Source organism: Allobosea sp. P1_A7 (assembly GCF_056406775.1).
In genome coordinates, this window is record NZ_JBFTZN010000035.1 from 50,021 (window position 1) to 58,037 (window position 8,017).

18 protein-coding genes are annotated in these 8,017 nt (G+C 62.8%); all 18 read right to left on the reverse strand.

The window, feature by feature from the left end:
* Positions 1-7: 7 nt before the first annotated feature.
* Entirely contained in the window at positions 8-541 is a 534-nt protein-coding gene (gene rplF, locus AC1D34_RS08790; RefSeq protein ID WP_476824030.1) for a 50S ribosomal protein L6, read from the reverse strand.
* Between the two features lie 30 nt (positions 542-571).
* Positions 572-970, reverse strand: coding sequence for a 30S ribosomal protein S8 (rpsH, locus tag AC1D34_RS08795; RefSeq protein WP_043237093.1), 399 nt, complete (start codon positions 968-970; stop codon positions 572-574).
* Positions 971-982: 12 nt separating this feature from the next.
* Positions 983-1,288 (reverse strand): 30S ribosomal protein S14, encoded by a 306-nt coding sequence (rpsN, locus tag AC1D34_RS08800; RefSeq protein ID WP_043237095.1) that lies wholly within the window; start codon positions 1,286-1,288, stop codon positions 983-985.
* 36 nt (positions 1,289-1,324) lie between these two features.
* The gene (rplE, locus tag AC1D34_RS08805; RefSeq protein WP_043237096.1) at positions 1,325-1,891 is read right to left on the reverse strand and encodes a 50S ribosomal protein L5; all 567 of its coding nucleotides are present in this window, start codon (positions 1,889-1,891) and stop codon (positions 1,325-1,327) included.
* A complete protein-coding gene (rplX, locus tag AC1D34_RS08810) occupies positions 1,884-2,201 on the reverse strand; it encodes a 50S ribosomal protein L24 (RefSeq protein ID WP_043237098.1) in 318 nt (105 codons plus the stop codon). The genes rplE and rplX overlap by 8 nt, the downstream gene beginning before the upstream one ends.
* Positions 2,201-2,569 (reverse strand): 50S ribosomal protein L14, encoded by a 369-nt coding sequence (gene rplN, locus AC1D34_RS08815; protein ID WP_043237099.1) that lies wholly within the window; start codon positions 2,567-2,569, stop codon positions 2,201-2,203. The genes rplX and rplN overlap by 1 nt, the downstream gene beginning before the upstream one ends.
* Positions 2,570-2,678: 109 nt before the next feature.
* Positions 2,679-2,921 (reverse strand): 30S ribosomal protein S17, encoded by a 243-nt coding sequence (rpsQ, locus tag AC1D34_RS08820; RefSeq protein WP_043237101.1) that lies wholly within the window; start codon positions 2,919-2,921, stop codon positions 2,679-2,681.
* Between the two features lie 11 nt (positions 2,922-2,932).
* Positions 2,933-3,145: a 50S ribosomal protein L29 gene (gene rpmC, locus AC1D34_RS08825; protein ID WP_043237102.1), complete on the reverse strand. Its 213-nt coding sequence runs from the start codon at positions 3,143-3,145 to the stop codon at positions 2,933-2,935.
* Positions 3,146-3,155: 10 nt separating this feature from the next.
* A complete protein-coding gene (gene rplP / locus AC1D34_RS08830) occupies positions 3,156-3,569 on the reverse strand; it encodes a 50S ribosomal protein L16 (RefSeq protein WP_043237103.1) in 414 nt (137 codons plus the stop codon).
* Positions 3,570-3,587: 18 nt separating this feature from the next.
* A complete protein-coding gene (rpsC, locus tag AC1D34_RS08835; protein WP_043237104.1) occupies positions 3,588-4,298 on the reverse strand; it encodes a 30S ribosomal protein S3 in 711 nt (236 codons plus the stop codon).
* A gap of 10 nt (positions 4,299-4,308) precedes the next feature.
* Positions 4,309-4,692, reverse strand: coding sequence for a 50S ribosomal protein L22 (gene rplV / locus AC1D34_RS08840; protein WP_043237105.1), 384 nt, complete (start codon positions 4,690-4,692; stop codon positions 4,309-4,311).
* A gap of 3 nt (positions 4,693-4,695) precedes the next feature.
* The gene (gene rpsS, locus AC1D34_RS08845) at positions 4,696-4,974 is read right to left on the reverse strand and encodes a 30S ribosomal protein S19 (protein WP_476824031.1); all 279 of its coding nucleotides are present in this window, start codon (positions 4,972-4,974) and stop codon (positions 4,696-4,698) included.
* 8 nt (positions 4,975-4,982) lie between these two features.
* Positions 4,983-5,825 carry a 50S ribosomal protein L2 gene (gene rplB / locus AC1D34_RS08850; RefSeq protein WP_069880166.1) on the reverse strand — a complete coding sequence of 281 codons (843 nt, stop codon included), beginning with the start codon at positions 5,823-5,825 and terminating at the stop codon, positions 4,983-4,985.
* A 15-nt stretch (positions 5,826-5,840) separates the two neighbouring features.
* The gene (locus tag AC1D34_RS08855) at positions 5,841-6,152 is read right to left on the reverse strand and encodes a 50S ribosomal protein L23 (protein ID WP_043237110.1); all 312 of its coding nucleotides are present in this window, start codon (positions 6,150-6,152) and stop codon (positions 5,841-5,843) included.
* The gene (gene rplD, locus AC1D34_RS08860) at positions 6,149-6,769 is read right to left on the reverse strand and encodes a 50S ribosomal protein L4 (RefSeq protein ID WP_069880165.1); all 621 of its coding nucleotides are present in this window, start codon (positions 6,767-6,769) and stop codon (positions 6,149-6,151) included. The genes AC1D34_RS08855 and rplD overlap by 4 nt, the downstream gene beginning before the upstream one ends.
* On the reverse strand, positions 6,769-7,494 hold the full coding sequence (gene rplC, locus AC1D34_RS08865) for a 50S ribosomal protein L3 (RefSeq protein ID WP_113517770.1): 726 nt from the start codon (positions 7,492-7,494) through the stop codon (positions 6,769-6,771). The genes rplD and rplC overlap by 1 nt, the downstream gene beginning before the upstream one ends.
* A gap of 67 nt (positions 7,495-7,561) precedes the next feature.
* Positions 7,562-7,870 (reverse strand): 30S ribosomal protein S10, encoded by a 309-nt coding sequence (rpsJ, locus tag AC1D34_RS08870; RefSeq protein WP_043237115.1) that lies wholly within the window; start codon positions 7,868-7,870, stop codon positions 7,562-7,564.
* Positions 7,871-7,939: 69 nt separating this feature from the next.
* Positions 7,940-8,017, reverse strand: a 78-nt coding sequence (locus AC1D34_RS08875; protein WP_465246070.1) for an EF-Tu C-terminal domain-related protein, incomplete at its 5' end; no start/stop codon positions are given.

The following is an 8,017-nucleotide window of genomic DNA, read 5'->3' on the forward strand; positions in this document are numbered from 1 at the left end:
CGCGTCCTTACTTCTTCTTCCCTTCCTTGCGGAAGATGAATTCGCCGGCGTACTTGACGCCCTTGCCCTTGTAGGGCTCGGGACCGCGATAGTCGCGGATCTCAGCGGCGGTCTGGCCGACCACCTGCTTGTCGATGCCGGTGATGACGATTTCAGTCGGCTTCGGCGTGACGATCGCGACCCCGGCCGGGATCGCATAGTCGATGTCGTGGCTGTAGCCGAGCGACAGCTTGAGCACCTTGCCGGTGACGGCGGCCTTGTAGCCGACGCCGTTGATCTCACGCTTCTTCTCGAAGCCGTTGGTGACGCCCGTCACCAGATTGGCGACGCGAGCCCGGGACGTGCCCCAGAGCGAGCGCGCACGCTTGCTCTGCGAGCGCGGCTGAACGGCGATGGCGCCGTTCTCGAGCGCAACCGAGACATCATCGGGCACGGAGAAGGAGAGTTCCCCCTTCGAGCCCTTGATGCTCACGAGCTGGCCGGACACGTTGGCGGTGACGCCAGCGGGAACCGGAACAGGCTTTTTACCGATACGAGACATTGGATTTCTCCTGATGAGCGGCGCAGAAGGTCAGAAGACCTTGCAAAGCACTTCGCCGCCCACGTTCTGCTCGCGGGCAAGATGATCGGGCATCACGCCCTTCGGCGTGGAGACGATGGTCACGCCGAGGCCGTCGGCCACGCGCGGCATCGTGTCCACCGAAGAGTAGACGCGGCGGCCGGGCTTCGAGACCCGAGAGATGGCACGGATGACCGGCTGTCCCTCATGGTACTTCAGCTCGATGTCGAACTCGGTCCGGCCATTGCCGAACTCGGTCGTGGAATAGCCGCGGATGTAACCCTCGGCCTGAAGCACGTCGAGCACGCGGGCACGCAGCTTCGAGCCCGGGGTGGTCACGCGCGACTTGCGCCGCATCTGCGCATTGCGGATGCGGGTCAGCATATCGCCAAGCGGATCAATGATCGCCATGATGCGTCCTCCTCACCAGCTCGACTTGACGAGGCCGGGAACCAGCCCCTTGTTGCCGAGCTCGCGCAGAGCAACGCGCGACATCTTCAGCTTGCGATACACGGCGCGCGGACGGCCGGTCACTTCGCAGCGGTTGCGCACCCGGTTTGCAGCCGAATTGCGCGGCAGTTCAGCCAGCTTGAGGCGAGCAAGGAAGCGCTCGTCCATGGACTGGCTCTCGTCATTCGCGATCGCGAGAAGACGCGCCCGCTTGCCCGCGTACTTCTTCACGAGCTGCCTGCGGTGTTCGTTCTTCTCGACGGAGCTTTTCTTAGCCATCGATCTCTCCTGGTTTCCGCGTATGAGCGGTAAGGCTCACTGCCGGAACGGGAAGTTGAAGTGCTTGAGCAGAGCGCGCGCTTCGTCGTCCGACTTCGCAGTCGTGCAGACGATCACGTCCATGCCCCAGACCTGGTCGACCTTGTCGTAGTTGATCTCAGGGAACACGATGTGCTCCTTGATGCCGAGCGCGAAATTGCCGCGCCCGTCGAACGACTTCGGGTTGAGACCACGGAAGTCGCGCACGCGCGGCAAGGCGATGGTGACGAGCCGGTCGACGAACTCGAACATCTTGGTCTTGCGCAGCGTGACCTTGCAGCCAACCGCCATGTTCTCGCGCAGCTTGAAGCCGGCGATGGCGAGGCGGGACTTGGTGATGACCGGCCTCTGACCGGCGATCATGGCGAGGTCGCCAGCTGCACTGTCGACCTTTTTACGGTCGGCCGTCGCTTCGCCCACGCCCATGTTGATGACGACCTTCTCGATCGTCGGGACTTCCATCACGTTCTTGTAGCCGAACTCGGCGATCATCGCCGGACGAACGACGTCCTCGTAATGCTTCTTCATGCGCGGCGTGAGAGCCGCCTGCTGATTCTCAGCCATCGATCAGATCTCCCGAACGCTTGGCGAAACGCACCTTGCGGCCGTCATCGAGCACCTTGAAACCGACGCGGGTCGGCTTGCCGTCCTTGGGATCGGCGACGGCCAGGTTCGACAGATCGATCGTGGCCTCCTTGCTGATGATGCCACCCTCGGACTGTGCCGAGGCCTTGGTGTGCTTCTTCACGAGGTTGACGCCACGCACCACGGCGCGGGCATCCTTCGGCAGCACCTGGAGCACTTCGCCGGCCTTGCCCTTGTCACGGCCGGCCAACACGACGACCTTGTCGCCCTTCTTGATCTTCGCAGCCATTACAGCACCTCAGGCGCAAGCGAGATGATCTTCATGTGGTTCTTGGCGCGAAGTTCGCGCGGAACCGGTCCGAAGATACGGGTGCCCACCGGCTCCTTCTGGTTGTTGATCAGCACGGCCGCATTGCGGTCGAAACGGATCACCGAACCATCGGCGCGCTTCACGTCCTTAGCGGTCCGAACGACGACCGCCTTCATGACGTCGCCCTTCTTCACGCGGCCGCGGGGAATGGCTTCCTTGATCGAAACGACGATAATATCACCGACACCGGCGTATTTCCGCTTCGACCCGCCGAGAACCTTGATGCACATCACACGACGGGCGCCGGAGTTATCCGCGACCTCGAGATTCGTCTGCACCTGGATCATGGCCTTGATCCTTCCAAACTGTATCAGCGCGGTTTCCGGGCGCGGCGTCAGCGCCGACCCGGACTACGACTGACGGGGGTCGATCGCCCCCTGGCCTCAATAAAGTGACTTACGCCTTAGGAGCGTTGTCGAGCACAACCCAGCTTTTCAGCTTGGAAATGGGCTTGGATTCCTCAATCCAGACCGAATCCCCAACCTTGAACGTCTGCGCCTCATCGTGGGCGTGATAGTTCTTGGTCCGGCGAACAGTCTTCTTGAGGAGCGGGTGCGTATAACGCCGCTCGACCTTCACCACAACAGTTTTGTTCTGCTTGTCGCTAACGACGACGCCCTGCAGCACGCGCTTCGGCATTGTCCTACTCCTCAGGCGCTCGCCGCAACGGTCTTCGACCGCTGCAGCGTCTTGATGCGAGCGATATCCTTGCGCACCTCAGTCACCCGAGCGGTATTCTCGAGCTGGCCGGTAGCGCGTTGGAAACGCAGGTTAAACTGCTCCTTCTTCAGCTTCAGGAGTTCGTCCTGGAGCTGGTCGACACTCATCACCTTGAGATCGGACAGGCGTTGCGTAGCTTTCATGTCGCCCTCCTTACTCGGCGATGCGCTGGATGAAGCGGGTCTTGATCGGCAGCTTGGCGGCGCCGAGACGAAGCGCCTCGCGCGCCGTCTCCTCTTCCACCCCGTCGATCTCGAACATGATTCGCCCAGGCTTGACCTTGGCTGCCCAGAATTCAGGCGCGCCCTTGCCCTTGCCCATGCGGACTTCGGTCGGCTTCTTCGAAACTGGCACGTCCGGGAAGATCCGGATCCAGACGCGGCCAGCACGCTTCATGGCGCGAGTGATCGCACGACGGGCAGCTTCGATCTGACGGGCCGTGACGCGCTCAGGCATCAGGGCCTTCAGGCCGAACTGGCCGAAATTGAGGTCCGTGCCGCCCTTGGCAACGCCTGAGATGCGTCCCTTGAACTGCTTGCGGAACTTGGTTCGCTTTGGTTGCAACATGGCTCTTCTCGATCAGCCTTACGCAGCCTGCTCGCGACGATCGCGACCGCCGGAGCGACCACCTTCGTCAGAGAGACGCTTGTCCTGGGCCATCGGGTCGTGTTCGAGGATCTCGCCCTTGAAGATCCAGACCTTGATGCCGCACGTGCCGTAGGTGGTGAAGGCGGTGCCGACACCGTAATCCACATCGGCGCGCAGCGTGTGCAGCGGCACGCGGCCTTCGCGGTACCATTCCAGGCGCGCGATTTCCGCGCCGCCGAGACGGCCCGAGCAGTTGATGCGGATGCCCTCGGCGCCCAGACGCATGGCCGACTGAACGGCCCGCTTCATGGCGCGACGGAACGCGACGCGACGCTCGAGCTGCTGAGCGATGGAGTCGGCCACCAGGGTGGCGTCGATCTCGGGCTTGCGGACCTCGACGATGTTGATCGTCACATCGGCCTTGGTCAGCTTCGAGACTTCCTTGCGCAGCTTCTCGATATCGGCGCCCTTCTTGCCGATCACCACGCCCGGACGAGCCGAGTGGATGGTGACGCGGCACTTCTTGTGCGGGCGCTCGATGATGATCTTGGAGACCGCCGCCTGCTTCAGCAGCTTCATCAGCGCGGCGCGGATCTTCATGTCTTCGTGCAGCAGCTGACCGTACTCACCCTTCTGCGCGAACCAGCGCGAGTCCCAGGTGCGGTTGATGCCGAGGCGAAGGCCGATCGGATTGATTTTCTGACCCATCGTTCTCTCCTCAGGCCTTGGCCGCCTGGACTTCGCGCACCACGATCGTGATGTTCGCGAAGGGCTTCATGATCCGGGCTCCACGGCCGCGGGCGCGGGCATGGAAGCGCTTCATGACCAGGGCCTTGCCGACGAAAGCCTGCGCAACGACGAGATCGTCGACGTCGAGATCATGATTGTTCTCGGCGTTGGCGATGGCGCTCTGCAGACACTTGCGAACGTCGAGCGAGATCCGCTTACGCGAGAACTCGAGATCGGCGAGCGCGGTCGAGACCTTCTTGCCACGGATGAGCTGAGCGACGAGGTTCAGCTTCTGCGGGCTGACGCGAAGGTTGCGGGCAACCGCAACGGCTTCGTTCTCCGGCAGCGCACGGGGGGCGGATGGCTTACCCATGGCTTACTTCCTCTTCGCCTTCTTGTCGGCAGCGTGGCCGTRGAAGGTGCGCGTCGGCGAGAACTCGCCGAACTTGTGGCCCACCATTTCCTCGGACACGTTCACCGGCACATGCTTGTGACCGTTGTAGACGCCGAACGTCAGACCGACGAACTGCGGAAGGATCGTGGAGCGGCGGCTCCAGATCTTGATCACCTCGGCCCGGCTCGCCGAACGGGCGACCTCGGCCTTTTTCAGAAGGTATCCGTCGACAAACGGACCTTTCCAAATCGAACGCGCCATGACGGACCTCAGTTCTTCTTCTTGCGGGCGTGACGGCTCGACACGATGAACGTATCGGTCCGCTTATTCGAGCGGGTCTTCTTGCCCTTGGTCGGCAGTCCCCACGGCGTGACCGGGTGACGACCGCCCGAGGTACGACCCTCACCACCACCATGCGGGTGGTCGACCGGGTTCATCGAGACGCCGCGGTTATGCGGACGACGGCCGAGCCAGCGCGAGCGACCGGCCTTACCCATGTTGGTGTTCATGTGGTCGGGGTTCGAAACYGCGCCCACCGTAGCATAGCACAGGCCGCTGATCAGGCGCTGTTCGCCCGAGTTCAGGCGGACGATGACATAGCCCTGGTCGCGACCGACGATCTGGGCGTAGTTGCCTGCAGACCGCGCCAGCGCCCCACCCTTGCCGATCTTGAGCTCGACATTGTGGACGATGGTGCCGATCGGCATCGCGCCCATCGGCGAAGCATTGCCGGGCTTGATGTCGACCTGGTCGCCGGAGATCACGCTGTCGCCGACCGCCAGGCGCTGCGGCGCCAGGATGTAGGCCTGCTCGCCATCAGCGTACTTGAGCAGCGCGATGAAGGCGGTGCGGTTCGGATCATACTCGATCCGCTCCACGGTCGCCGCCACGCCCGGCTTGCCGCGACGCTTGAAGTCGACGATCCGGTAGCTCTGCTTATGTCCACCGCCACGGAAACGAACCGTGATGCGGCCGAGATTGTTGCGCCCACCCTTCGAGGACTTACCCTCGGTGAGAGCCTTGACCGGCTTGCCCTTGTAGAGCTCGCTGCGGTCGACGATCACGAGCTGGCGAAGGCTCGGCGTGATCGGCTTGAAACTTTTCAAAGCCATGATGACGATCCTTCCTCAGAGGCCCGTGGTCACGTCGATCGAGTGACCTTCTTCGAGGGTCACTACGGCCTTCTTGACGTCCGAACGCTGTCCGAGCCGGCCCCGGAAGACCTTGACCTTGCCTTCGGTGACGAGCGTGTTGACGCTCTTCACCTTGACATCGAACAACTTCTCGATAGCCGCCTTGATCTGCGGCTTGGTCGCGGTCTTCGCGACCTTGAAGACGACTTTGTTATGCTCGGAGAGCATGGTCGCCTTTTCGGTGATCACCGGGCCACGAATGACATCGTAGTGGCGCGGATCCAGGTTCTTTGCAGACTGGCTCATTTGAAGCGCGCCTCCAGCGCATCGACAGCCGAGCGCGTCAGCACAAGCTTATCGCGACGCAGGATGTCGTAGACGTTGATGCCCTGAACCGGCAGGACGTCGACGTTCGGGATCGAACGCGCGGCCAGGCCGAAGTTCACATCGATCTCGGCGCCGCCGATCACCAGTGCGCTGGACAGATCCAGCTTGCCGAAGTGACCGAGCAGGACCTTGGTCTTCGGCTCGGCGAGCGTGACGTCGTCGATGATGATCAGGCCGGCGTCCTTGGCCTTGGCCGAGAGCGCATGGCGCAGAGCCAGGGCACGGACCTTCTTCGGCAGATCATGCGCATGATCACGCACGATCGGACCGAAGGCCTTGCCGCCGCCGCGGAACTGCGGAGCCGAAGCTGCACCGTGACGAGCGCCACCGGTGCCCTTCTGCTTGTAGATCTTCTTGCGGGTGCGATCGACTTCCGAACGCCCCTTGGACTTGTGGGTCCCGGCGCGACGCTTGGCGAGCTGGTAGCGCACCATGCGGGCGAGAAGATCGGCGCGCGGCTCAAGACCGAAGATCGAGTCCGAAAGCTCGACCGAGCCGGCATTGCCGCCCTCGAGAGTGGTGATATCGAGCTTCATCACGCGTTCTCCTCAACTGCTTCAGCCGCAGGAGCCTGCGTGGTTTCGCCAGCAACCTTGAACTTGCCAGGAAGCGGCGCATCCTTCGGCAGGGCGCGCTTGACGGCGTCGCGGACGTGGATCCAGCCGCCGGCAACGCCGGGAACGGCGCCCTCGACCAGGATCAGGCCGCGCTCGGCGTCCGTCTGGACGACGCGCAGGTTCTGCGTGGTCACGCGCTCGGCACCGAGATGGCCCGGCATCTTCTTGTTCTTGAAGGTCTTGCCGGGGTCCTGACGACCACCGGTCGAACCGATCGAACGATGCGAGACCGAGACACCGTGCGTGGCCCGCAGACCGCCGAAGTTCCAGCGCTTCATACCGCCGGCAAAACCCTTACCGGTGGTGGTGCCGCTGACATCGACGAACTGGCCGACAACGAAGTGATCGGCAGTCAGCTCGGCGCCGACGGGGATCAACGCATCGTTGCTGACGCGGAACTCCACGACCTGGCGCTTGGGCTCGACCTTGGCCACGGCAAAATGACCGCGCTCAGCCTTCGAGACGTTCTTGACCTTGGCCAAGCCCGACCCGAGCTGAACGGCGACATAGCCGTTCTTCTCGATCGTGCGATGCGCGACAACCTGACAGCTGTCGAGCTTCAGCACGGTGACTGGGATGTGTTCACCGGCATCCGTGAAGATGCGGGTCATCCCGACTTTCTGTGCAATCACACCGGAACGCATCGGTGCATACCTTCTCTTGGGGTCATGTCCATCCGGGGTATCCGGAAACAGAGGACCCGACGATGGATCAGAGCTTGATTTCGACGTCGACGCCGGCGGCGAGATCGAGCTTCATGAGGGCGTCGACCGTCTGGGGGGTCGGATCGACGATGTCCAGGACCCGCTTGTGGGTCCGCATTTCGAACTGCTCGCGCGACTTCTTGTCGATGTGGGGCGAGCGGTTGACCGTGAACTTCTCGATAAGCGTCGGCAGCGGGATGGGCCCGCGAACCTGGGCGCCTGTCCGCTTCGCGGTCGACACGATCTCGCGCGTGGACGCGTCGAGGATGCGGTGGTCGAACGCCTTGAGGCGGATCCGGATGTTCTGACCGTTCATGGTCTTGTTCTCTCCGTGACGTGAAAAGGCAAAGGCCCTTGGAAGGGCCTTCGCCCTCACGAAAACGCGTTACGCGATGATGCTGGCGACGACGCCGGCGCCGACGGTCCTGCCGCCTTCGCGGATGGCGAAGCGCAGCTTCTCCTC